The sequence below is a fragment of the Microcoleus sp. FACHB-672 genome (assembly GCF_014695725.1).
Lineage (GTDB): Bacteria > Cyanobacteriota > Cyanobacteriia > Cyanobacteriales > Oscillatoriaceae > FACHB-68.
Window position 1 is genome coordinate 38,528 of record NZ_JACJOU010000014.1, and the last position, 24,669, is coordinate 63,196.

18 protein-coding genes are annotated in these 24,669 nt (G+C 47.0%); 9 read left to right on the forward strand and 9 right to left on the reverse strand.

What is annotated here, in order from left to right:
* Positions 1-639 precede the first annotated feature (639 nt).
* A complete protein-coding gene (locus H6F56_RS09600; protein ID WP_190667247.1) occupies positions 640-2,010 on the forward strand; it encodes a sensor histidine kinase in 1,371 nt (456 codons plus the stop codon).
* Between the two features lie 57 nt (positions 2,011-2,067).
* On the opposite strand, the gene H6F56_RS09605 is transcribed toward H6F56_RS09600, so the two are convergent.
* From H6F56_RS09605 to H6F56_RS09630, 6 genes are all read right to left on the reverse strand, one after another.
* Positions 2,068-2,412: a DUF86 domain-containing protein gene (locus H6F56_RS09605; RefSeq protein ID WP_190667249.1), complete on the reverse strand. Its 345-nt coding sequence runs from the start codon at positions 2,410-2,412 to the stop codon at positions 2,068-2,070.
* The gene (locus tag H6F56_RS09610; RefSeq protein WP_190667396.1) at positions 2,409-2,699 is read right to left on the reverse strand and encodes a nucleotidyltransferase family protein; all 291 of its coding nucleotides are present in this window, start codon (positions 2,697-2,699) and stop codon (positions 2,409-2,411) included. Before H6F56_RS09610 ends, H6F56_RS09605 begins: the two co-directional genes overlap by 4 nt.
* Before the next feature lie 328 nt (positions 2,700-3,027).
* A complete protein-coding gene (locus H6F56_RS09615; protein ID WP_190667251.1) occupies positions 3,028-3,204 on the reverse strand; it encodes a CHAT domain-containing protein in 177 nt (58 codons plus the stop codon).
* A 275-nt stretch (positions 3,205-3,479) separates the two neighbouring features.
* Positions 3,480-3,830: a hypothetical protein gene (locus H6F56_RS09620; RefSeq protein WP_190667253.1), complete on the reverse strand. Its 351-nt coding sequence runs from the start codon at positions 3,828-3,830 to the stop codon at positions 3,480-3,482.
* A gap of 253 nt (positions 3,831-4,083) precedes the next feature.
* Entirely contained in the window at positions 4,084-4,788 is a 705-nt protein-coding gene (locus tag H6F56_RS09625) for an eCIS core domain-containing protein (protein ID WP_190667255.1), read from the reverse strand.
* Positions 4,789-5,295: 507 nt separating this feature from the next.
* Entirely contained in the window at positions 5,296-5,958 is a 663-nt protein-coding gene (locus H6F56_RS09630; protein WP_190667257.1) for a sigma-70 family RNA polymerase sigma factor, read from the reverse strand.
* A 284-nt stretch (positions 5,959-6,242) separates the two neighbouring features.
* Here H6F56_RS09630 and H6F56_RS09635 point away from each other — a divergent pair, with 284 nt between their 5' ends.
* The 6 genes from H6F56_RS09635 (at position 6,243) to H6F56_RS09660 (ending at position 18,311) form a co-directional block, all read left to right on the forward strand.
* Positions 6,243-6,821, forward strand: coding sequence for a glyoxalase-like domain protein (locus tag H6F56_RS09635; protein WP_190667259.1), 579 nt, complete (start codon positions 6,243-6,245; stop codon positions 6,819-6,821).
* 312 nt (positions 6,822-7,133) lie between these two features.
* Positions 7,134-12,938, forward strand: a complete 5,805-nt coding sequence (locus H6F56_RS09640) for a PAS domain S-box protein (RefSeq protein WP_190667261.1) — start codon at positions 7,134-7,136, stop codon at positions 12,936-12,938.
* The gene (locus H6F56_RS09645) at positions 12,913-13,374 is read left to right on the forward strand and encodes a response regulator (RefSeq protein WP_190667262.1); all 462 of its coding nucleotides are present in this window, start codon (positions 12,913-12,915) and stop codon (positions 13,372-13,374) included. The genes H6F56_RS09640 and H6F56_RS09645 overlap by 26 nt, the downstream gene beginning before the upstream one ends.
* Positions 13,375-13,584: 210 nt before the next feature.
* A complete protein-coding gene (locus H6F56_RS09650) occupies positions 13,585-16,032 on the forward strand; it encodes a GAF domain-containing protein (RefSeq protein ID WP_199312705.1) in 2,448 nt (815 codons plus the stop codon).
* The gene (locus tag H6F56_RS09655) at positions 15,998-17,527 is read left to right on the forward strand and encodes a sensor histidine kinase (protein WP_190667265.1); all 1,530 of its coding nucleotides are present in this window, start codon (positions 15,998-16,000) and stop codon (positions 17,525-17,527) included. Before H6F56_RS09650 ends, H6F56_RS09655 begins: the two co-directional genes overlap by 35 nt.
* Before the next feature lie 289 nt (positions 17,528-17,816).
* Entirely contained in the window at positions 17,817-18,311 is a 495-nt protein-coding gene (locus H6F56_RS09660) for a KTSC domain-containing protein (protein ID WP_190667266.1), read from the forward strand.
* An 81-nt stretch (positions 18,312-18,392) separates the two neighbouring features.
* On the opposite strand, the gene H6F56_RS09665 is transcribed toward H6F56_RS09660, so the two are convergent.
* Entirely contained in the window at positions 18,393-20,660 is a 2,268-nt protein-coding gene (locus tag H6F56_RS09665) for a RelA/SpoT family protein (RefSeq protein WP_190667268.1), read from the reverse strand.
* Positions 20,661-20,952: 292 nt separating this feature from the next.
* Here H6F56_RS09665 and patD point away from each other — a divergent pair, with 292 nt between their 5' ends.
* Both patD and H6F56_RS09675 read left to right on the forward strand, forming a co-directional pair.
* Entirely contained in the window at positions 20,953-21,321 is a 369-nt protein-coding gene (patD, locus tag H6F56_RS09670) for a heterocyst frequency control protein PatD (protein WP_190667270.1), read from the forward strand.
* 169 nt (positions 21,322-21,490) lie between these two features.
* Positions 21,491-23,167, forward strand: coding sequence for a dipeptide ABC transporter ATP-binding protein (locus tag H6F56_RS09675; RefSeq protein ID WP_190667272.1), 1,677 nt, complete (start codon positions 21,491-21,493; stop codon positions 23,165-23,167).
* On the opposite strand, the gene H6F56_RS09680 is transcribed toward H6F56_RS09675, so the two are convergent.
* Entirely contained in the window at positions 23,134-24,018 is an 885-nt protein-coding gene (locus H6F56_RS09680; protein WP_190667274.1) for an Npun_R2479 family HD domain-containing metalloprotein, read from the reverse strand. The two genes, H6F56_RS09675 and H6F56_RS09680, sit on opposite strands and share 34 nt — an antisense overlap.
* 479 nt (positions 24,019-24,497) lie before the next feature.
* Positions 24,498-24,620 (reverse strand): hypothetical protein, encoded by a 123-nt coding sequence (locus H6F56_RS26815; protein ID WP_255513702.1) that lies wholly within the window; start codon positions 24,618-24,620, stop codon positions 24,498-24,500.
* Positions 24,621-24,669: the final 49 nt, after the last annotated feature.

Consider the following 24,669-nt stretch of genomic DNA (forward strand, 5'->3'; position numbering starts at 1 on the left):
TAATTTTTTTGGTGTTCTCAGTATTTACCGTAACATTGATTTCTCGGATGGCATTTAAAGCTTGTATAAAGTCTTCCGTAAGTTTTATTAATAATTGATAAAGGCAGGGTTCTGCTTTGTTTACATCTGTTGAAGGATTTATTTTTAAAACCTTAGAAGTAAGCTTTTCAGGATGCCGGCTTCACAGATAAATCTGATGGATAAATGAAGCTGAATCTTCTATCTGGGAATTTTTGTAAGAAATTAATTGTATAGGTTTATTGATTCTGTAATCTTAAATCGCGCCGATTCTAGTTTATTTACATATTTAATGTTTTTAGTCAATCTGTAAGATTTACTTAGTCAGAAGCTGACTTGAGCGGGTTGCCGGAATCGGGATGATTTAGACAGGGCCAGCCAACGGCAGAATTAGGGTTTTGTGCTATAAGTGATTATTGGTTATCTATGACTGCTTAGATAATTACTTAGAAATTAACTATAAAAAATTAATCTGGTTTACTATAAAAACATAAAACTTAAACCTTGTCAAATGGCGCGAAATTGTTAAAAAAATAAGAAAGATTTTCAATAAGATTTTACAAAAATTCTCATAAAAGTTTAAATGTTAAATCGAGAAGAGAAAATTTAAAAGCGATTCTTATGTTTCAAGCGACTCGCCGGCGGTTAGCAATTTGGTATAGTGCCGTAACTGCTGTGCTGCTATTGCTCTTTGCCACCGGCGTCTACCTTTATGTCCGCAGCACCTTGATTGAGCGGATTGATGACACCCTGAACCATGTGGTGGAAGTGGTGGAGCGGTCGCTTGTGATTGAACCAGTCGGGCCGGCAACCGCTGCGGCACCGCAACTGCGAATCAACGTGGAAGCCAGTTTTCGAGACAATTCAGACGCCTTAGAAGACGACCACATCGACCTAGAATGGTTCAGTCCCACCGGCGAATTGCTGTGGTCAACCCTGCCGGTACGAATCAACATTCCCCTGCATCCCAACCGCACCGGCGAAACCGTACAACTCCCCGGCAGTCATCTGTTGCGACAGGTTACGGAACGGGTGCAAATCGGGCGTCAAGTGCTGGGATACCTGCGCGTCAGTCATCCTTGGTTTGAGGTGACAAAACCGATCCGCCAGCTGCTCGTCGATCTCAGCTTAGGCACAAGTTTCATGGTGCTGGGTGTCGGCGGGATTGGCTGGTTGCTTTCCGGACTGGCAATGGAGCCGGTGCGAGAGTCTTACCAAAGGTTAAAGCAGTTCACCGCCGACGCCTCCCACGAACTGAGAAATCCCATCGCCACGATTCAAACCAATGTGCAAGTGGCGCTTTCTGACCCAGAGTTAAACTCGCCACCCCACCGGCAGCAACTCCAGCTGATCGAAAGGCTAACGCGCCGGTTAGGGCGTCTGGTGGATGATTTGCTATTTCTGGCGAGACAGGATAGCGGCATGGTGCAGCGCAGTTGGGTTGAGGTGCCTCTGGACGCGCTGCTCATGGAAGTAATGGAAGAACAGCAGGCAATTGCCACAGAAAAAGGCGTCACCCTTTCCCTAGACTTGCTCGATCCTCCCGCCCCACTTGTCGGCAACTTTGAACTGTCGAATCTCTTCACCCTCCAGGGAGACTGGGATCAGTTAGCGCGGCTATTTACCAATCTTGTCAGTAATGGGGTGCAATATACCCCCGCCGGCGGACAGGTGCGGGTGGAATTGCGTGCCGGTTCTCTCCTCTCCCGCAGCACCGGCATCCATTTGCAGGTGAGTGTCAGCGATACAGGTGCCGGTATTCCCGAATACGCCTTGCCTCACCTGTTTGATCGCTTCTATCGAGTCGATCCTGCCCGTACGCATGGGGCAGCCGCAGGATCGGGGTTAGGGTTGGCAATCGCTCAGGCAATTGTGGAGAATCATCAAGGACACATTCGCGTTGAAAGTCAGTTGCAGCGCGGCACGACTGTTACCGTTACGCTGCCGGTGTCTAAACCCGATGAATTGTGGTTGAATGTTGAAAAATTATAGAAATTGGGGTTAGAAGCAAACTGTTTTTCAAAGGCAGCTATGGGACGTTTGGCAATTTCAAGTCTCATCATCTATTTCCGATAAAATTTGTACAATTTTCGGTTTTAACTCTGGCAAATTCCGTTCAACCACATTCCAAACTTCATCTAAATCTATGCCGGTGTAGTCGTGAATCAGGACATCTCGAAATCCAGCAATTCTTCGCCAAGGAATTTCTGGATAAGTTTGCCTCAACTTGGGAGAAAGCCGCTTCACCGCTTCTCCTATCACTTCAAAATTGCGAATCACTGCATCTTGAATTAAAGAAGATTGCCAAAATTCTGCTTTTCCCCCTTGAGTATAAGTCTCAATGCGACTGATGCGCTCACAGATATCTTGTAAATACATCCTGTCATCTGTCATAGGGGGATAGCTTGGCTCAAAATTCGTTCTCGAAAATATTCTCGCAATCCCTTAACCGTTGCCACATCAACTTTCCGTCCTAACAAGTCTTCTAAATCTTGGATTAAACCAATCCGATCAAGTAAACTGCGATCACTATTCATGTCCACCAGAAAATCTACATCGCTATCCTCTCGTTCTTCACCTTTGGCGACTGAGCCAAATATTCGCACGTTGGATGCTCCATGTTGAGCAGCGAGGAGTAGAATCTCTTCTCGCTTTTGTTGCAGGATTTCTCTAATTTTCATACTCTCAATCGTGATGTTCTTGTCAAAGTGATTAAGCATAGTAATCTACAACACTTCCCCTTAAAAATTTAATCGCATTTTGTAAACCCAAGTGATTAAATTTAAACATCGGTATTAACTTCGCCATCTTTTCAGTAATAGTATTTAACCGACGATATTGAGGAAACAGATTAAGCCAAGCAATATGATAGCGTAATCGTTGTTGAAACTGCCTCAGAAATGGAGAGCATCTCATTTTTGTAAATTGGTAGCTTGCCGTGATCTTAGGGAGCAAGATGCTCCCACTTCCATATTTTGACAAATCTGAAATGCCCCCAAGTGAGTAGACTTACTGGGCATCTCCAATTAAAATAAATGGAGACCAGAAAAAAGGATGCTTGTTAATTTGACTAATTTTTGCTTGCCGCAGGGCTTCCCCTTTGCTCATTCCTTGCTTTAAGTTGTTATAAAATTTAACCATTAAATCTTTCGTTGAAGTATCTTCTACACTCCACAAACTTGCCATCACTGCAAAACTTCTTGCCCATCCGGAATATCAACCTCTTCTAACAGTTCAATAGTTTTACCACGCTTAATGCCTTTTAACTGCATAATTTAACCTCATTGTGTCACTTCAAAATTTTTTATCACTCTTTAAATTGTATTAAAAAATTAAATAAAAAAACAAAGAAAAATAGCAATTCGGGCGAAAAATGATGGCTCAAACTCAACATTTCCAACCCGAATGCTTTGACCTATAAAATTGAGATGCTCATCCAAAATCCAACAACCAAAAGTGTACTATGCTGCAAGACTTGTCTGAGCATTGCAAGCTGCACACCCACACCGAAGTTGATCTTTGATTGAATCACCGGCACCTGAATTTCCGATCAGTACCGCATCTGAGAATTCTCCATGATTTAGCCAAGCTTGAGCGATGCTACCGCGCACCGAGTTGAGTGACTTTGCCGTTGCTAAAGTATTTACGCTACGGTTGGGTTTGGCCGTGTTTAAATTAAGCTGATGCGTAGAGGTTGCGACAAAGCTGCCGGTGTCGTAAGCAGCTAAGCGGGGTTGTGCTAACCCAACAATTAAAGCAATAGCAGCGGTTAAGACGAAAGCCAGACAAGAAGAGAGGATTGCTCGTTTCATACTGATAAACTAGAAGGACAATTTGACTTAACTGCAATAGAAACCGGCAGACAATTTCGCTAAAGTTATGCCGGCATTAATCTCTGAGAATCGCTTCGCTGACAGAGAGTTCCCGATTTTTAACACACCCGCTATTATAATCGATACTAACGTTGGCTTGAATGGACGGAGGGCTGATAGATCCCAATCCAACAGCAATATCAGAAAAATTGTTACATTCTTAAAAACTTAAAAAGCCAGTTCAGTGGTTTTGTCAGTCAAGTTGTCGGCTTTCAAACAAGTCTTTTTTTAAATCTAAAACTTTGGGCTTCTCATAAGGCTTTCTCAGTTCCAGAGATAGCCACTTGGCGAACTCTGCTTCAAACTCAAAAGCCTCCCGTTCCATGATATTGTGCCGATAGCTTTGTCCCGCCCGCTCGTATTCCTTAAAATATTCATAACCAAATTCATTTAAACTGCCCAATTTTTCATACTGCTCAACGTGAACTAGCTCATGGGCGAGTAAAATTAATTGCTTAACACTCCCTCTTTTATAAGCCGATTTTACATAAATTTTATCCCCATAAACCTGAGCATTAGACTTGCCAAAATTTAATCTTAAACTCGCAGCCGCCCATTCATCTAGTAATGTGGCATTATAAACAACATCTACCCGATCAACTAAATCCCCAAAATGGGGCCGCAAGTATTCCTTCTGAATTTCATCTAAGCCTTGGCCTTTTCCATTATGTGATGTCATCCATTGAGCTGCTGCCTGATATCCGCCAGCACCCACCTTTCCCCACGCTGCCTCGGAATACTTTTTCGGGACTTTTCCTTTCCCCAATTTTACCGCAAGAGTTTCAGAAGAATATTCAATATCAATCGAATTATTAGCTAAAGGATAATAAATTCCTAAAACAAAAATCGCTAAGCTGAGCAACGCTCCGCCAATGCCAATTTTTTCAGTTAGTTTCATAATTTAATCGCTCAATCTCTTCTCTATTTATTCTTTAAAATATTTTCAATTTCGTCAAATATTCATATTTCTTAAAATTTAAATATTTACAGTAAATTTACTGAGTTGAAAGTTAATGAACGGTTAAATTACATTTTTAGATTGATCCCGTACAGAAACTCCCCCCTTGCCGGCGCACCCGTGCCGGTCTTGAGCGCTTCAAAAAAGGAGCAATCTCAAGCATAAGCGTTAAACCCAAGGATTTCATCCTGATATCCGTACAACATCAGTATGCAACTTAGATGTGGAGAAGCAGAAGCTTGACAGCACTCAGGCTTACTGTCAGGACAAACTTGAAGGCACAGCAGCCTCAAGCAAGCACATCCATAACGCTCAGCTTGCTCGCAACAAAATTGGCGACGCTCATTGAGCATCGCCGGTTCCAAGGCTATTCAATTACCGCAAATTGATAGGATAAACCTTGCTGCCGGCTCATCTAGAAACCGGCTGTCAGACTTTTATCCCCCTTCAAGCCTTAACCGCAGAGGTTTGCCCAAATTCAGTGGGAAGGGTATCGAGATAGATCTCTCGAATATCCACCGGCAACTCTTTTTCTAGCAGGTGGTGGCCTTCTTTCAGTACCCGTTTAATCTCAGCAGGTGTAATTTCATCGCCCTCAGCTTGCAAATAGCCGGCAATCCGGGATTCACTCCACTGGAAAGTCTCAGCCATTAAAACCACCACCCGCGCCAAAGCCGGCAGCACTTCCAGCGCTTGTTGGATATAACACCATAACGGTGGCGATGCCGCCTGTAGTGAATAGTGGATCGACTCAACCGGCGGCAACTCCACGGAGTTAACGCACAAAGCCGTCATATTGATCAACCAATTTTGTAGCGTCAAAGCCGGCTCATTTGCGCCATTTTCTTGATTTTCCCGCAAATCCAGACCCCGCAATTCATAATAAATATGCCGCCAGGTCAAAGCAAACAGATAATCAGCCTGCACAGGCGACTTGCAAGCGTGGGAAATCAGGCTATAGACAATTGGACTGTAGCGGCAGAAAATTGCTGTAAAATACTTGCCCTGCTCAGGATGGCGCTGAAACAGCGTCAGCAACTCCCCATCCGAGTGATGAAACAGGGACTTGACAAGAGGATGATTGCTTTCAGAAAAATTAGGCGGTTGCACAGTTTCTACCCACCAACAGCGATTTCTAAATAAATATATCCAGTGTTTCCCACAATTACAAACTCCCTTGCCGCCAAAAAAACAGAAAAATCCCTGTTGCGCCTCCACTTTGCGCGGTTTTCCTGGGGAAGCGCTGCCGGCGCTGAAAACTCATCGAGACGCAACCAGATCGATGCGGCCTTGATAAAATTATTAACAATGCTATCGTTTTGTCCTATAAAGTCCCTAAAAGCAGATCGGCTGCCGATTGATACCGCTGAGTGTTGTTCATCCCTTCTTGGTTCATGATTCTAACCTTTAGTATTACTCCTACCTTGAGTGCCTTTTTGCCATCCCTGCCCCTGGATAGCCTGTTATCCACCCAGGGGATCATGGTGATGCTGCTGGCTGCCTATGCCGGGGCGATGTGGATGTTTCTCACCAGCGCCCCCAAAGTTCACACCATCATGGTGTCCGATCTGGAAGTCGCGCGACAGTTTTATGAAGGTTTGCTGGATCTGCCGGTGGCAGATGTGCCCCTGCACTACTACTACAACTACGAGCAAACCCTCGGTGCCACCGGCATCGATCCCCTGTATATGTCCACCACTATGGGAGCAACCCCCACAAGAAATCTTGATACCCCAGACGGATTGTGGTATCAAATGCAAAAAAATACCCAATTGCACATTATTTCAGGAGCGAGTCTCGGTCAAAAAAATCGGCAGCGTCATGTCTGTTTTGACAGCGAGTGTTTGGAACTGGTGCTGATGCGTGTCCAGACACGAGGCATTAAATACAAAATTCGTCGGGAAAAGCCGCTGAATTTTTTGGTCAAGGATCTTGAAAGTCGCGTGCTTGAGATATCTGAAGTCTCCAATTAAAAAACTGAGACTTTCTAACAAAAGTATTGGCACTGGGAGCATCTTGCTCCCTAAGCGGGCAAGATGCCGGCACTACAAATTGACAAAAATGGGATTTCCATTTCCTATCAAGACTGCAACCTTTACTCGTTAAGGGTTGCAGTCAACGTTATTAGGGAAAAAACATAAAGAGTTTATGAATAAATAACGATACACTCACCGTTGTTTAATCAGCAGTCAAGATTTCTATTTTGTAAAGTCCTGCCCTTTGGCAAAGAAACAAGCGTTAGACTTTAGCCACTGTTTGACTGACGCTTCGACTCAGGACTAACGATGAACCCCCACACCGGCTCTCTAGATCCTAACCCTTCTGAGGATTCAGACACTTCTCTGCGGCAGCAGTTGGCACAGTGGCAAGCGAGATGCCAGCAAATGGAAACCGCCCTCGCGCAAACCGAAGCCGAACTCAAACAATACCGGCAGCAGGTAGAGCATCTGGCGCAAAACAGTGCCGGTGAAACAGCAACCTTGATTGCTTCCTTACAAAGCGCTCTCAACCCGATTGTCACCGCAGCCGGCACATGGCGGGATGACAACCCCATCTTTGAAGAGGCGCAGATGGCAGACAGCGTTTGCATTCCTGTAGCGTGCTTAAATACAACCAGCGTTAGGCAAGATATTCTCGACTGTCAAAGCACCGAAGCAGCACTGCGCGAGAGCCAGCAACGGTTGTACACCATCATCGGCAATTTGCCTGGAGTCGTCTATCGCTGGGTGTTTGATGCCGCCGGCAAAATTTCTATCCCCTATGTCAGCACCGGCTTGTTAGAACTACTCGGCATTTCGGCAGAGGAAAGGATGGCACATCCTGAAAGCTTGTTCGATGCAGTTCATCCTGAGGATCTCGCGCCTTTGCAAAAGGCACTGGCAACCTCAAGGAAAACGCTGGCACCCCTCAATCATCAATACCGTCTCCGTACCCCTTCAGGACAGTGGAAATGGCTGCGGGCGATTGCACGGGTACACGCCACAGACACCGGCGAGATCGTCTTTGACGGATTGAACCTGGATATCACTGCCCACAAGTTTGCTGAAGAGGCGCTGCGCGAGAGTGAAGCCATGAATCGCGCTTTAATCTCGGCGCTTCCTGATCTCCTGTTCCGCATCGCCAGAGATGGCACCTTTTTGGACTGCATCCCTGCCGCAGATATCGCGATGGATGTACCCCTTTATGAGTTTTTAGACAAAAAAGTAACAGACCTACTGCCGGCTGCGGTAGCGGTAGAATTCATCAACGCCATCGAGCTAGCTCTGCAAACCGGCAACACCCAACTCCTTGAATTTCAGATGCCGGTGCAAGGCAATTCCTTCGATTACGAAGCCCGGATCGCCGCTAGTGGCAAAGCTCGAAATGAAGTTTTAGCGATTGTGCGCGACATTACAGATCGTAAGCAAGCTGAGCGCTTGTTGCAAGTGCAAATACAGCGCACGGATGTGATTCTGCAAACTGCTCTCGATGGCTTCTGCATTCTCAATCTAAGCCGGCACTTTCTGGAAGTTAACCCGGCATTTTGCGTCCTTGTGGGCTACTCGCGGCAAGAACTCCTTGGAATACACGTCAGTGTTTTAGAAGCCGTTGAAAGCCCCCTAGCCTGCCCCAAATACATCAAAACCCTGATTCAAACCGGCTCGGCTCGATTTGAACTGGTGCTGCGTCATAAAAACGGGAAAACGGTGAGTGCAGAAGTCAGCATTACCTTTGCCGAAATTAATCAAGAGAGATTTTTCTTTGCCTTTGTTCGCGATATCAGCGAACGTAAACAAGCGGAAGAGGAACTGCAACGGCAAGCGCAAATTATTAGCCAGATCCATGACTCAGTAATTTCTACCGATTTAGAGGGTTATATCACCAGTTGGAATTCAGGTGCAGAAAGATTATTTGAATATTCAAAAGCAGAAGCAATCGGGCAGAATATCTCTTGCCTCTACCCCTTAGAACACCGAGAAGCTGTGCGAGAGCGAGTGTTTTATCCTGCTCTAGAAAAAGGCAGTCATGAAATAGAATTGCTGAAGCTTAACAAGAGCGGAGAAACTCTCTGGGTTCATTTGTCGCTGTCGCTGCAAAAAAATTTGGCCGGTGAGAACATCGGAATGATCGGTTACTCGATTAACATTAGCGAACGTAAACGAGCAGAAGAAGCACTCAGGGAAAGTCAAGAACGCTTCCGCCAGCTTGCAGAAAACCTCAGCGATGTATTTTGGATGATGAATGCCGACAAAACGCAGTTCCTCTATGTCAGTCCTGCCTACGAGCAAATTTGGGGCCGAACTTGCGAGAGTTTATACGAGCAACCTTCCTCTTTTGTAGACGCCATCCATCCAGATGATCGCCAGAGCATCATTACCCTCTGTAAAAACCAAAACCAAGACAATTTTGATCAAGAATATCGAGTCATTCAGCCCGACGGCTCAGTTCGTTGGATCAGAACCCGCGCCTTTCCAGTTTGTAACGAACAGGGAGAAGTTTACCGCATCGTCGGCATCTCCCAAGACATCACCCTCGCCAAGCAAGCAACAGAAGAACGGGATCGCTTTTTTAGTCTTTCTCTCGATATTTTAGGAGTTGCCGGTTTTGACGGCTATTTCAAGCGTGTAAATCCCGCTATCTCTACCATTCTTGGCTATACCCCCGAAGAATTTCTCGCAATCCGGTTTCTAGAGATTATTCATCCCGACGAGTACGACGTTACCGTAGCAGAGCTAAAAAAATTAAGAAACGGAAATCCAACATTTTATTTTGAAAACCGCTACCGCTGTAAAGATGGCGCTTACAAGTGGATATCTTGGACAGCATTTCCGGTTCTAGAAGAACAGTTGATTTATATAGTTGCTCGCGATATGACAGAGCAGAAACTAACCGAAGCAGCACTTACAGAAAACCATGAAAAATACAAGCTATTATTTGAAAGTTTCCCCATTGGTATTTCAATAACAGATGAAGTTGGCAATATTATTGATACGAATGCTGCTTCAGAAAAAATGTTGGGAATGCCCCGAAAAGAACAGATCGAAAGAAATTGTGAAAGCCCAGAATGGTATAGAATACACGCTGATGGAACACCGATGCCATTGCATGAGTTTCCCTGTGTGAAAGCTTTGCGAGAAAACAAAGTTTTTGAAAATGTAGAATTTGGACTTGTTAAAGACAATCAGAAAATTACCTGGCTCAGTGTTACCACCGCTCCCATTCCCCTTGAAGGTTATGGGGTGGCAATTGCTTATACTGACATTACTGAACGCAAACTGGCAACAGAAGCATTACGCCGCAGCGAACAAAAATTTAGAACCCTAGCCGAACATATTCCTGATATTATTGCTCGCTTTGATCGACAATTACGCCATCTCTATGCGAATCCCGCTGCTGAAAGAGCAAGTGGATTGTCGCCTCAAGGATTAATCGGCAAAACCAACCGCGAGCTAGGCTTTCCAGAAACCATTGTATCTGCTTGGGAAAAAGCAATGAAGCAGGTATTTGAAACCGGCTCTGAAGCGGTTATCGAATTTGAGTTTGCCACCGCTCATACAATTAAATATTATGAAGCTCGAATCGTACCAGAATTTTCCATAGATGGGGAACGGCATCCAGACGGGGAGGTGCAATCAACTTTGTGCATCACTCGCGATATGACTGAGCGCAAACAGATGGAAAATTCGCTAAAAATTGCTCAGGCTCGTCTGGAACATTTGCTCACTGCTAGCCCAGCCGTCATCTACAGCTGCACATTATCAGAGGATTACGGTGCCACCTTTATCAGCAAAAACATCAAGACTCAACTAGGCTACGAAGCGCGAGATTTTATAGAAAACTCAAGTTTCTGGATTGAGCGTATTCATCCAGAAGATGCCACTAGGGTTCTTGCCCAGATGCAAAGGGTATCTGAAAGGGGGCAGGGCACCTTTGAATATCGCTTTCAACATCAGGACGGAACTTATCGGTGGATGTATGAGCAGACGCAGGTTGTGCGCGACGAGTCCGGCAACCCTTTGGAAGTCGTTGGTTTTTGGATAGATATTACCGAACGCAAGCAGGCAGAGGCTCAGCTAATTCGCATCAGCCAAGCGGTGGAAAGTGCTAGCGATGCAGTGAATATTGTGGATATAACGACGCAACATATCTACCAAAACCCAGCGTTTCAAGAATTGTTTGGTTACACGATTAAGGAACTTGTCGCCTTTGGCGGTGCATCGATTCTCTTCTGCGACAAGGCGGTTGCAAAACAAGTGTTTGAGACAATTAGCCAGGGGGGCTTTTGGAGTGGAGAAGTCAAGATGCAAAGCCGGCAGGGAAAAATCTTAGACATCTTGCTGCGGGCGTATGCTATTAAAGATAATTCCGGTCAGATGATCGGGCTAGTTGGTATTCATACAGATATTAGCGAACGCAAGCGAACTTTGGAAGCGCTGCAAGAACGAGAAATGAGATTTCGCACATTAACGGAAACCGTTACAGCCGCGATCTTCATTTCTCAAGGCACCCAGTTGCGCTATGTCAACTCGGCAGCCGAAGAACTCACCGGCTACACGCGAGAAGAGTTGCTTGCCGGCGGCACAGAACTGATCCACCCCAAGTTTCGAGAATTCTTTATCAATCGAATAGGAGAGGGATTTTCTCTGCCCTACCTGCGCCAGCAAGGTCAGCAACTCGCTTCGCGCTATGAATTGCAACTGCTGACCAAAACCGGCCAAGAACGTTGGGTAAACTTGTCAGTTGCCCTCATGGAGTTTGATGGGCAAATTGCTGCCCTTTCTGCTGCTTTTGATATTACCGAGCGCAAGCAGGCAGAGCAATCTCTTAAATATCGCCTTGTCTTGGAACAACTGATCAGCGATATCTCAACTCACTTTCTCAACCTGCCGCCGGCTGAGATTGATAAAGGCATTAATGAGGCGCTGTATGCCCTTGGAGAATTTATCAATGTTGAGCGCACTTATGTGTTTTTGTTCAACGAATCCGGCACCGAGATGAGCAACACCCATGAATGGTGTGCCCCCGGCATTGAACCTTACATCCACAAATTGCAAAATGTGCCGGTGAGTACCTTTCCTTGGCTAGTGGAAATCCTTCGCCGGGGCGAAGTGATTCAAATCTCTGATCTGGCTGAACTGCCACCGGAAGCTAGGGCGGAAAAAGCTGAGTGTGAGTTGGCAGGCATTCAATCAATGGTGAATGTCTCCCTCGTGGCCGGTGGAGAAGTTGTGGGATTTATTGGCGGTGATAGCGTACCCGCCGGCAAAGCCTGGACAGAAGACCATATCACCCTGCTAAGAATTGTTGGAGAAATTATTGTGACGGCAATGGAACGCCGGCGCGCCCAAGAGGAAAAAACGCAACTGATCGCCTCTCTCGAAGAACGGGCGGCAGATTTGGCGCGTTCCAATGCCGAGTTAGAACAATTTGCTTATGTTGCCTCCCACGACTTGCAAGAGCCATTGCGTGCCGTCACCGGCTACACTCAGCTCTTAGCCAGACGCTATAGCGGCCAACTGGATACCAAAGCTGACGAATATATTGCCTTTGCCGTTGATGGCGCAACTCGGATGCAGAAACTTATTCAAGACTTGCTGCTGTTTTCTCGCGTCGGGAGGCGGGCTAAAGCCTATAGGCCGGTAGAATTGGAAAGTGTCTTGAACACGGCTGTGGCGAATCTCCAGGTTGCGATTGCAGAAACTAGCGCCACCATTACCCACAGCGAGTTGCCAACTGTCCAAGGTGATTCCACACAATTGGTGCAATTGTTACAAAACATTATTAGTAATGCAATCAAGTACCGCAGCCTAGAGCCACCAATTATTCATATCAGCGCTGAGCGACAAGACGAGCAATGGCAGTTGTCTATTTGTGATAATGGGATCGGGATTGATCTCAAATACGCCGAGCGGATTTTTCTCGTATTTCAGCGCTTGCACACGCGGGAAGAGTATCCTGGCACCGGCATCGGTTTGGCTATTTGCCAAAAGATTGTTGAGCGGCACGGAGGTAGAATTTGGGTTGATTCGCGTCTAGCTGAAGGCTCAACCTTTTATTTCACGATTCCTGATGGGAAAGAGCTTCATGAGGAACACGACAGCCATCAATAAACCCATTGAAATTCTATTAGTGGAAGATTCCCCCAGCGATGCTTACCTGATGAACGAAATTTTCAGGGAAACTAGCTCGGTTGAACACTTGCACATTGTCCGTGATGGTGTTGAGGCGCTGCAATTTTTGCGCCGGCAGGGTCACTATCAATCCGCGCCGGCTGTCGGTTTGATCCTGCTCGATTTGAACTTGCCTAAGCTGGACGGTAAGGAATTGCTCTGCGAAATAAAATCTGATCCCCTTCTGCAAACAATCCCTGTGGTGGTTCTCACCACCTCTCCTGCCGCTGCTGACATCCTTAGCAGCTATAAACACCATGCAAACTGTTATATTATCAAACCTTTAGATTTAGATGAGTTTATCAAGATCGTCCAAGCAATTACCTATTTTTGGCTCAGCGTTGTTACCTTGCCCTCAGATGCAGGAATGGACTGATTGATCTCAAAACAGTTTTTTTATTTTTTAATAAAAAATAAATTATGTTACCCGCCAAGGTGCAAACCCGAAACTTATCTTAAAATTTGTAATAGCAGAAACTCACGGGAAAGCGAGCTAAAGAGCAGCAAAAAAAATTTGCCCTACAAGCCGAACCCTATAGAAAGTCTGAACTGGCATGGTTGCCGACAATATGGCTGACTTACAAGTATGAAAAATGCTTTGATTCAACTTCTTTTAGTAGAAGACAACTGCGCGGATGTGGCTATCTTAAATGAGCTTTTGGCAGAAGACCCAGCAGTGCCGGTTCAGGTGACGCATGAAAAACAACTCACTGAAGTTCTCAACCGGCTCCAGACACAAGCGTTTGACATTATTTTGCTGGATCTTTCGCTTCCAGACGTGCAGGGACTAGAGACGCTCCTACAGGTGCAATTGGCTGCGCCGGCTCTGCCGATTGTGGTGATGACCGGCCTAGATAATGAAGAGTTAGCTCTGGCAGCGGTTCGGCAAGGAGCGCAAGACTATCTGATTAAAGGGCAAGTTAACTGCCAGCTACTCGTGCGTGCTATCCGCTATGCCATTGAACGCAAACGAACCGCAGAAGCTTTGGGGCAGCAAGTTGAGCGAGCGCATCTGTTGGGGTCAATTTCCCAGCGTATCCGCCAGTCGTTGGATTTAGGGGCAGTTTTGCACACAACGGTCACGGAAATCCGGCATTTTCTCCACACAGATCGCGTGCTGGTTTACCGCTTTAACCCAGACTGGAGCGGGCTCGTTGTAGCAGAATCCGTAGCCAATGATTGCAACGCAATTTATGGAATTACCATTCAAGAAACCTGCTTTATTCAACAAGGCTATGCGCGCCGCTACGGAGAGGGACGAGTGCGGGCTATCGAGAATATTTATGAGGCCGGTTTAGATCCGTGTCATCTCAAGTTATTGGCTAGTTTACAGGTCAGAGCTAACTTGGTTGTTCCCATTCTTTTCAATGAAGAATTAAAAGTTAAACAGGGAGAAAAAACCCTCGATTCTGCAACTTCAACACCCAAGTCGCAATTGTGGGGGCTGCTGATTGCTCACCAGTGTCGCGGGAATCGATCCTGGCAACCTTGGGAACTAGATCTGCTTACTTCCCTTGCAACCCAAGTGGGAATTGCCATTCAACAATCAGAACTTTACCAGCAGGTACAGCAGCTCAACACCGGCTTAGAAACCCAAGTGCAAGAGCGCACCGCCGAGCTACAACAAGCGCTTGAACAACTGCAACAGGCGCTGCATCTGGAGGCGATGCTAAAGCGGATTACCGACAAGGTTCGCGATAGTTTAGATGAAGACCTAATTTTGCCAACGGCTGTGCGGGAGTTAGCTTTAGGATTGGGCGCACAAAGCTGTCAGGCTGCTTTGTATGATCTTGAGCAAGGAACGGCAACGATCCGCTATGAATACAGCCAAATAGAGCCGGCGCTGACGGGGCATGAGGTAGATTTGTCTGACTTTGCCGAGATATACTCTCAGTTGTTGCCTTGTTTAGCCGACAAGGACGCGGATAAGCCGGCGGTTCAATCGAGAAGCTTTCAACAAAATCCACCCTTTCAGTTTTGCGAGTTTGTCCCCACGCGCAATGAGTCTCGTTCAATGATTCTCGCCAGCGCTTTAGTTGACGATCAAGAAGTGCTGGGGGATTTGTGGTTGTTCAAGCCGGCAGATGAAACTTTTAATCAATTAGAAATCCGGCTGGTGCAGCAAGTCGCCAATCAATGTGCCATCGCTTTACGGCAAGCCAGACTCTACCAGGAAGCTCAAGCGCAAGTTAAGGAACTCGAACGGCTTAATCGCTTAAAAGATGATTTTCTCTGTACCGTTTCCCATGAACTTCGCACACCGATTGCCAATATAAAAATGGGGATTCAGATGTTGGAAGTCGCCATTAGCCACCAGCAATCTGCTGTCAGATCTGTGCTGTCTGCACAGAATTCCCCAGTCCATGATCACGCTTACAGTTCAATTACTGATAAAACCACTCACTACTTCGAGGTTTTGCACGACGAGTGTAACCGAGAAATTAACTTGATTAACGATCTACTCGACTTGCAAAGACTCAATGCCGGTGTTCAACCTTTAGAGTTGAGCGTGATTCAAATGCAAAATTGGATTCCCCATCTCGTTGAGCCATTTACACAACGAGTTGAGAGTAGCGAGCAAATCCTATCTATTGATATTTCTCCTGCACTGCCTCCAGTTGTCTGTGACACTTTAGGATTAGGTCGGATCTTGACAGAGTTACTGAATAATGCTCATAAGTACACACCCCCAGGCGAGCACATCACACTTAAAGTTTGCGCTCAAGAAGGTAAACTGCAATTACAAGTTATAAATTCAGGCATTGAAATTCCCAGCACTGAGTTAGGCCGCATTTTTGATAAGTTTTATCGCATCCCCAGTAACGATCCCTGGAAGCAAGGAGGAACAGGCTTGGGGTTAGCCCTGGTAGAAAAACTTAGCGAACATTTAGGCGGAACGATCCAAGTGGCGAGTGCTTTGGGTGAGACTTGCTTTACAGTAGAATTACCGCTCACCCCAGCCGCCGTCACCGCATCGGCTTTGGAGTTACAGGCGAGAGATGGACGCTCAAACTATCAAAATTCTGCTAGTTGAAGATAACCGCGCCGACATCGTGATGCTGCAAGAGTTGCTCTCGGAAGTCAGCACGGTTCAGTTTAACGTCGTGCCGGCACAGTTTTTGAGTGCGGCAACCACTCAGCTGAAACAAGCCAGTTTTGATGTCATTTTACTGGATCTCTCGCTCCCAGACGCTCAAGGGCTGGAGACGATAGTACAAGTGCAGGCAGAAGCCCCCTCTGTCCCAATCGTAGTCATGACAGGCTTAGACAATGAAGAGTTAGCGGTGGACGCAGTTCGCCAAGGGGCGCAGGATTACCTCGTGAAAGGGCAGGTAGACGCCCATTTGTTAGTTCGCGCCATCCGCTATGCGATTGAGCGTAAGCACAGCTTAGAGGCGCTGAGAGAGAGTGAGGAGCGCTTCCGCCTGCTGGTTGCCGGTGGCAAGGATTATGCTATTTTTACCCTCGCCCCCAATGGATGTGTGATGAGTTGGAATGCTGGGGCGCAACGCACCCACGGCTACCCAGCTGAAGAAATTATCGGCCAAGATTTTTCCGGTTTCTACGTGCCTGAAGAAATTGATGCCGGTAAGCCGCAGCAAGATTTACAACTAGCAACCGCTGAAGGGCGATTTGAAGAGGAAGGCTGGCGGGTGCGTAAAGGCGGCTTGCGGTTTTGGGCGGCGGTTGCCATCAGCACGTTACGCGATGAAAGTGGGCAGATGCGAGGCTTCGCCCAAGTCACGCGTGACTTAACGGAACGCCAGCGAGCTGAGGTGGAAATTCGCAAGCTCCATGAAGATTTAAAGCGTCGAGCTGTTGAATTGGAATTTGCCAACAAAGAATTGGAAGCTTTCAATTATTCAGTCTCCCACGATCTGCGAAATCCCCTGTCAGTAATTGATGGTTTTAGCGCATTGCTCTTAAGAAACTATGCCCAAAAGCTAGACGAGAAAGAGCGACACTACCTGCAACGGATACATCATGCCTGCAAGCGCATGGAGCAGCTAATCGAAGATTTATTGACTCTGTCGCGCATCTCTCGCAGTAAGGTGCAGATTGAGACGGTTCAGTTAAGTTCCTTGGTAGAAAAAATTGCCTTGGTGCTACAGCAAACACAGCCGCAACGCCAAGTTGAGTTTCGCATTGCTGCCGGTGTAATGGCTCAGGGAGATGGGCGTCTATTAGAAATTGTTCTGGAAAATTTATTAGGAAATGCTTGGAAATATACCGGAAAAAAAGCGCACACTTGCATTGAATTTGGCACGATCCAGCAAGAAGGGCAAACTGTGTATTTTGTGCGTGACAACGGTGCCGGTTTTTCTATGGCTGATGCGGATAAATTGTTCTATGCTTTTCAGCGGCTGCACCAACAAACTGAGTTTGAAGGCACCGGCATTGGGCTAGCGACTGTACAGCGGATTATCCACCGGCACGGGGGCAAGATTTGGGCTGAAGCGGTTGTTGATGCCGGTGCGACGTTTTACTTTACGCTGGCACAGGGAGGAGTCCTGAGCGCTGAGTCCTGAGGGAATGAGGATCATTATTAGCTACGTCCTATAAAAAACGACCCGATTAAACTATTGACTAAAAAATCAACACGGGTTATAATAGAGTTTAGTAAGCCCAATTTAGAGCAGTTTACAAGTTGCCACGACAAAGGTGAAAACCGGGTTTGAAAGATGCTTTTTTCTTTCAAACTTGAGAAAGTTTGCTGAAATATGCCCTGATAGATTGTCGGCAACTTACTGATGTGAAAACCGCTAAATAACTCAGGCTTACTTATTTAATGGCTCAATTTTTGGAGGAAAAATTCGCGTGAAGTTATCCAAAATTGATTTAACCAATATCCTCGCTATCGGCCATTCTAACGGTCAGTTGGGGCTGTTAATCGACCGGGGGGAGGAAGTGGAATATATTGAAATTTCCGCGCCGGCTGCCGCTTACAATGGACTGCAACAAGTTCATTACATCGCAAATAATGAACTCAGTGCGTTTCCGCCTAAGCTGGAAAACCAAGAAGAAATAGAAAGTGCTCAGTCAATTGCCATGTTGCCGGTTGCCTCATCTATGGCAAATGGAATTGGATATGATGAGGAGCGAAAAGTTTTACAAGTCGAATTTAAAAACGGATCGGTTTATCAATATAGTGAAGTAGAGTCTGAAACTTGGGAATGTTTTCAGAGCGCGGATTCAGTCGGACAGTTTTTCAATGCTGAGATTAGAGGTAGTTATTACTCTGAGCGCATTGATGAGGTGAATATGATTGCCACCGGCACGTTAGATTGCAGCAATTTTGAAGAAGATTGCTGAAATCAATCTAATTTTTTAGGCTGTTGGAGTTGCCGGCACTCTAGCGGGATTCAAACAGCCTGATTGCAACAGCGGTAAACTTTACTCTTCTACTTGAGTGAGCCGGCGCAAATTCAAGATATCGCTCATCTTTTTAATTTGACAGAATGTGCGTTCAAGTTGGTCAACATCACGAATATCAATGCACAGGTTGATCAAAGCCGGGAATCCCGGATAAGTTTTGACTTGAGCACTGCGAACATTGATATTGTTATCCTTTAAGCGAGACAAAATATCGTTGAGTACACCGACACGGTCAATCGCTTCAATTTGAACATCAATCGGGTAAGTTTTGGGACGCGCAGTTTCGGTGGTAGGATTCCAGCTCACCGGCACAAAGCGATCACCTTGGATATTTTCCACATTCGGACAACCTTGCCGATGGATAGAGATGCCGCGACTGCTGCGAGTCACCACCCCGATAATCGGTTCACCGGGGATCGGGTGACAGCAGCCGGCAAGGTGATAAAGTAACCCTTCAACCCCGGCGATTGGAGATTTACCGCCGGGTGTTGAAGGGCTGGTTATCTCCCGCAGCGCCCGTGTAGAGGAAGCCGGTGGCGGTAGCGTCTCGGCGTCTGCTTCCATCGGCTGTTTCGCCTTAACCGCATCGCGCAGCCGGTTTACCACTTGGTTAAGGGGCACTTCCCCATAACCCAAGCCGGCGAGTAAATCATCAACACTGTGATAGTTACTGCGATGGGCCACCGCCTGCATCGGCTCAGATTTGATCAGTGCTTCCAGGCCATTTTTGCCTAGTTCTTTTTCCAGCAGTTCTCGCCCACGGGCCACATTTTCATCTCGGTGTGAGCGCTTGTACCACTGGCGGATGCGGTTGCGCGCGCCGGTGGTGACAGCAAAATTCAGCCATCCTAGACTCGGACGGCTATTTTTCTGCGTGATAATCTCAACAATGTCACCGTTTTTCAGCTGGGAGTCTAGTGTCACCATGCGCCCGTCAACTCGTGCGCCGGTACAGTGATTTCCCACCTCTGTGTGAATGCGATAGGCAAAATCTACAGGTGTGGCACCCCGACTGAGTGCAACCACATCCCCTTTAGGCGTGAACACATAGACATCATCCTCAAACAGGTTATCCTTGACACTTTCCAGGTATTCTTGAGCGTCTTTGAGGTCACTCTGCCAGTCCAGCAATTGCCGCAGCCAGGTGAATTTCTCCTCTTCGGCTTTCATGTGGGTGTGGTTGGATGAGCCGCTTTCTTTGTATTTCCAGTGCGCGGCGATCCCATATTCCGCGACATGGTGCATTGCCAGGGTGCGGATTTGGATTTCTAAAGGACGCCCGGTGAAGCCAACGACAACCGTATGCAGGGATTGATAGCGGTTGGGTTTGGGTAAACCGATATAGTCTTTAAACCGGCCTGGAATGGGGCGGAAAGCATCGTGAACGATGGCCAAAGTTCGGTAGCACTCATCGTTGTTTTGTACGATGATCCGCACCGCTGCAATATCATAAATTTCATGGAATTCTTTCTGCTGGCGTTGCATCTTTTGGTAAATTCCATAAAGGTGCTTAGGCCGCCCACTGACTTCGACACACTCGATCCCCACTTGATCGAGGCGCTGCCGCAGAATTTCTGTCACTTTCGTTAATCTGGCTTCCCGATCCGCTCGTTTTTCTGCAACCAACTCTTGGGTTGCCCGATAGGCTTCGGGTTCAAGATATTTAAAGGCTAAATCTTCTAATTCCCACTTAAAACGACCGATCCCCAAGCGATTTGCCAAAGGCGCAAAGATTTCTCGCGTTTCCTGGGCAATTCGCCGCCGTTTTTCATCGGACAGGTGTTCCAGCGTCCTCATATTGTGGAGCCGGTCTGCTAGCTTCACGACAATTACCCGGATATCCTTTGCCATTGCCAAGAACATTCGGCGGAAGTTCTCGGCTTGGCGTTCGGTTTTACTAGAAAATTTAAATTTAGACAGCTTGGTGACGCCTTCAACCAGCAGGCGCACTTCCGTACCAAACCGCTGCTCAATTTCTTCTAAACTTACTTCTGTATCTTCTACTACATCATGTAAAAAGCCGGCGGCGATCATAGCGCTGCTGCCTCCCAGATCCCGCAACAAGCCGGCAACTGCGATGGGATGGCAAATGTACGGTTCGCCTGATTTACGACACTGACCTTCGTGCAGCCGGTAACCAAATTCAAACGCCCGACAGATTAAGGAGTTATCTGCCGCTGAGGTATCGGGTGCTGTAGAGTCAGAGGATTGTTGCTGGGTAAGCAAACACGCTTGCAGCCAGTCAGGAAGTTGAACAATGGGGCAAGTAGGGGCAGTGGTGTTCATAGTGTCACACTTAAAGCTTATGAATAGGTGGACGGGTGATAGGAGGATCTGCCAATTCTACGGCATTTATTGTATTCAAGGATACAGACACGCCGGCGGCGTTAAGGATTTCGTCTGCAAACCTAGACGGTAGAATTAAGACTTTGCTGACAGGGGGATGAATCAGGAGCGGCAGCTATCAATAATGCTCTCAGACATAAGGTCGCTGCAACCCAAATTTTGATCTTCCTTTAAGGTTTATAAAGCTTAAAGAGTACCCCTTTCATACAATATAGACAAAATTCTTTACATCATGCTGCCAGAAATTCATCGCCAACACTATCAGCGATTGTACGAACTGCTAGAGAGGCTGCAACAGATCGCCCTGCCAGAGGGAGTTCCAGATAAGGCGACCTTCTCAAAAGCACTCCCACAAGTGTGGCAATTTTTTCAGGAGCAAATTTTGAGTTTGCCGGCAGATGAGTTAGACCGGCAAACCGCATCAAAGGTACAGTCTTACCAAACAGAAATGCACAAGCAACTGAAGCTTTTGGACACAGATGTAATGTTATTGCAAGCGTCACGGCAGCCGGCAACCATTCAACAACGGCAGGCTCAGCTAGGGGATCGCATTAAAACTTTGATGGGATACTGTGAGGCGGTATTGGGGAGTGAAGAGTGAGGAGTCGAGGAGGAAAGGGGATAAGGAGGTTTCGCGCAACACCCTAGCGGCATAGGGAGATGAGGGGAGGCGGAGACTGAAGCGCTTGGTAGATCGATTAACGGTGGGAACCGATTATAAAAGGATAAAACCCGCCACACAACTAGACAACTGACAAGTGACAAACAGAATGAGCGAAGCGTTATTTTGTGTCGAAAATTTGCGGGTTTCCTATCCTTATGGGCGGGGTGCCGGCGAAGCGAGCTGGGCGGTGGATGACGTGTCTTTGACGCTGCAACCGGGCGAAAGATTGGGATTGGTGGGAGAGTCCGGTTGCGGGAAGTCAACGCTGGGACGGGCGGCAATGCGGTTGTTACCGGCAACAACGCGCATCGAGGGACGAGTGAGATTTGCCGGCCAATCAGTTTTTGAACTGACACCGGCACAGTTGAGACGCTTTCGCGGTGAAGCGGTGGCGCTGATTTTCCAAGATCCGATGACGCGCCTCGATCCCCTGATGACGATTGGGGATCACTGTGTAGAAACACTTTTAAGTCACCAACCCGAGTTAAGCCGGCGGCAAGCAAAAGATAAAGCGATTGAAACCTTAGCAGCCGTCAAAATCCCGGCTTCACGATGGACACAATATCCCCATGAATTTAGTGGCGGAATGCGGCAGCGGGTGGCCATTGCCCTGGCGTTGATGCTAGAACCCAAGATGATTGTGGCGGATGAACCGACGACAAGTTTAGATGTGACGGTGTCGGCTGAAATCTGTCGGGAACTGACGCGGTTGTGCAACGAACGGGATCTGGCGCTGCTGTTGATTTCCCACGATTTGGCAATGGTGGGGGAATATTGTGATCGCATTGCGGTGATGTATGCCGGCAAGGTGGTGGAAACCGGCAAAGTGCAAGACGTTCTCCAAAATCCCCAGCATCCTTATACCCAATCACTACTCAAGGCAGCGCTGCACATTCAGGCAGTGGGTGATCAGGGTGAAGGGGAGAGGGATAGAGGGGGAGATAAGCTTCAAGCTGTGATCCCCACTGCTGAATCCCCTTTACTACGGGTTCACGAATTGCAGCAGCATTACACCTTGGAAGCCAATTTTATTGAGCGGCTATTTTCTGGGCAAAACCAGACAATCCGTGCCGTTGATGGGGTCAGCTTTGAGCTGTATCCGGGGGAGATTCTGGGATTAGTGGGAGAATCGGGTTGCGGCAAAAGTACACTATCTCGCACCATTTTGCAGCTAATTCGGCCCACCGGCGGCAAGGTGGAATTTCTCGGTCAAAATTTAATGGAATTGCCGGCTGAATCGTTGCGGCAGCGCCGGCGGCAAATGCAGATGGTGTTTCAAGATCCCCACGCTTGTCTTAATCCCATGATGACGGTGGGGCAAAGCATTGCTGATCCCCTATTCATTCACCAGCTAGCAAAGCCGGCAGAAGCGAAAGAGCAAGTGATGCAGATGCTGGAACGCGTCGGATTAAGCCCAAAGGAATTTTATCACCGCTATCCCTCTGAGCTGTCTGGAGGGCAGCAGCAACGGGTTGCCATCGCACGGGCGTTGATTACCCGTCCCCAATTGCTGATTTGTGATGAGCCGGTGAGTATGCTGGATGCGAGTGTTCAGACGCAAGTGCTGGAGTTGATGCTGGAGTTGAAGGAGGAATTCGAGCTGACGTATTTGTTTATCACTCACGATCTCTGGGTGGCCAGATTTTTCTGTGATCGAATTGCTGTAATGAATGCCGGTCAGATTGTGGAAATTGGCCCAACACGGAAAATTTTTACCAATCCCCAGCACCCTTACACGCAAACCTTACTTCAAGCGGCACCGTTACTCGCGCGTACTAGCTGAGCTTCTGGAGACTCTTCATTGCCAATCTGTTCGTGTTCTAAAACAAACACATTTGCTTGCAGGTTGGCAATGATTTGTTTGCCCTGTTGTGTCAGAGATAAGTAACGCAGTGCATCTTGAATATAGGGGTAAACACTCCGCCAGAAATACTTGGGATAGTGATGGCGTAAATCTCCAGGGTTGTTATAGCCTAATTCTTTGGTTAAACCAATTTCTTCAAATTCATAATACAGCGCCCCAATCTTTTTAAAGTATCGGGGATCGCAGAGTTGACCGATTAATGCAGAGGCGCGTACCAAGCCGGGAAAGTTAACGCTATCCAGTTCGTCTGCTCCGCTTGGCATCGGGAAACGAGTGAGTTCAATGTTACGTTTAATTTGCTCAACATCGATCAGTTTGTGACCGCCAAAGCGTTCATCAACAAATAGTTTTCCCCGATCCACACGGTAGGGGGTAAGGCTAGCATCAGTGGAACCATCGGGCAGGACGACGGTTTTCCCGTCTTTTCCGGTTGCGTAAGAACCGGCTTGATCCTGCCGGCAAACGCCTTTAACATAGCCAATGTTATGGCACACTAAGGAGATAATAAAATGCAACCAATCCTCACAGGTAACTCCTCCTTCACGGATGTGTTTGCCCCGCAGAATTTCTTGCCCAACTAAGCTAACTAAAATGGTGTGTTCCATGTTGTGATAGAGAGCATCGCTGTTGGCGAGGTTCTCTAACGCCATGTTGCCGGCCCAACCGATGATATCTTCATACTGAGGTTTGTAGCCCCCATAAGTTCGGTGGTAGCCGGCTTTCAGTTTTTCCACGAATGCATCTATCAGCAGTTCAACGGTATTGAGCATATTTTGTTCTCCTTTTATACCAATTTCCTGTAAATGATCAATCTTTAATGTCTGGTTGCTGTCTGGGATTTAACTTATTAATCGAAACATCTCCCATTGATTAAATATTTGTTTTTCCACGGCAGCACTGGATACGCGCTCGCTTTTAAAGTAACTCATGCCGTCAAATTATCTACAGGTGCTGTTAGTGTCATAGCGCTAGCCAAACTGGCGGTAGAGAAGAGCAGAGTCCTTTAAACACTCACCCACTCACACTGAGCCGATTCTGTCTGCATCAGATGACGCTGATGGATGTAACTGAACCGAAAGGGGGGTTTCATCCAGTAGAACTCTCTCCTGGTCACATACAAATCTAGACGTATCACAGAGCGATTGTCTAGGTTGTCGGACTTCCTTTACGCGATTTCCCGGATAAGTCTGTAAAAATACCGAGATCTCTCTTCGTTAGTTTCACGCAACAACCGTCTTTTCACCGCAAGCTAGCACCGAATTTCTTTAATTGCCCCGAATTCATGCAACTTTGGCCAGTTCAAGCCGGCTACTTCGTTAAGGCTGCCGGTTAGCACGACATTGTTGCGATTGGAAATATCGCTATATTTCATTGTAGTAAATCTATCTGCCGGTAGATCAAAATAACTCGATTGTTGTCAG